1 protein-coding gene is annotated in these 575 nt (G+C 67.0%); it reads right to left on the bottom strand.

Annotation, left to right across the window (positions count from 1 at the left end; translation table 11 throughout):
- Positions 1 to 88: 88 nt before the first annotated feature.
- The coding region (locus AC4FQ5_RS19990) for a hypothetical protein (protein ID WP_491146426.1) at positions 89 to 575 on the bottom strand (487 nt) is incomplete at its 5' end.

Genomic DNA, 575 nt, shown 5'->3' with positions numbered 1-575 from the left:
CACCGACGCGGCCAAGGCCCTCCACATCGTCCTCTGACCCCCCTGAACACTTCCTTTGTACACGCGTTTTCGCGCACGAAGGAAGTGTTCAGGTGAGGGAGCGACGCGTGCTCCGAAGGCCGGCAGTCCGAAGGATCGCGCCGAGCCGGCCAGGCTGGACGACATCACCGTGCTCCCACCGAGCGAACCCGGCGCTCAGGGCACGCAGGGTGTTCTCTCGGTTCTTCTCCGCGATCACCGCCGTGCGGGCTTCTTCGCCGTTCAGAGATTCCGCTGTCCCGTACTTCATGCGTCCGTCGGCTTCTCCGATGATCCGCTCATCCGGCCACCAGAAGTCGACGACGGCCCGGAATCCGCCGGAGCTGCGAAATTCCTCCTGGAGTTGTGGCTCCGGGAAGCCTGCCTCCATGATCCGGACACGGCTGAACGATTCGAGCGGAGAGTCGGCACGATCCGTCGCGAAGTCCACCGCCGCCGCCGCACGACGCGAGCCGGGGAGGCCGCGCACTCGATCGACCGCGTCTCTCAGCTCGTCCTTCGTGGTGGCCGGGCCCCCAGCCCGTCCCCGGTACAGG

This window comes from Chryseobacterium sp. DT-167, assembly GCF_058310155.1.
Note: the sequence above shows the minus strand (reverse complement) of the source record. Positions and strands in the feature narration are given on the sequence as shown.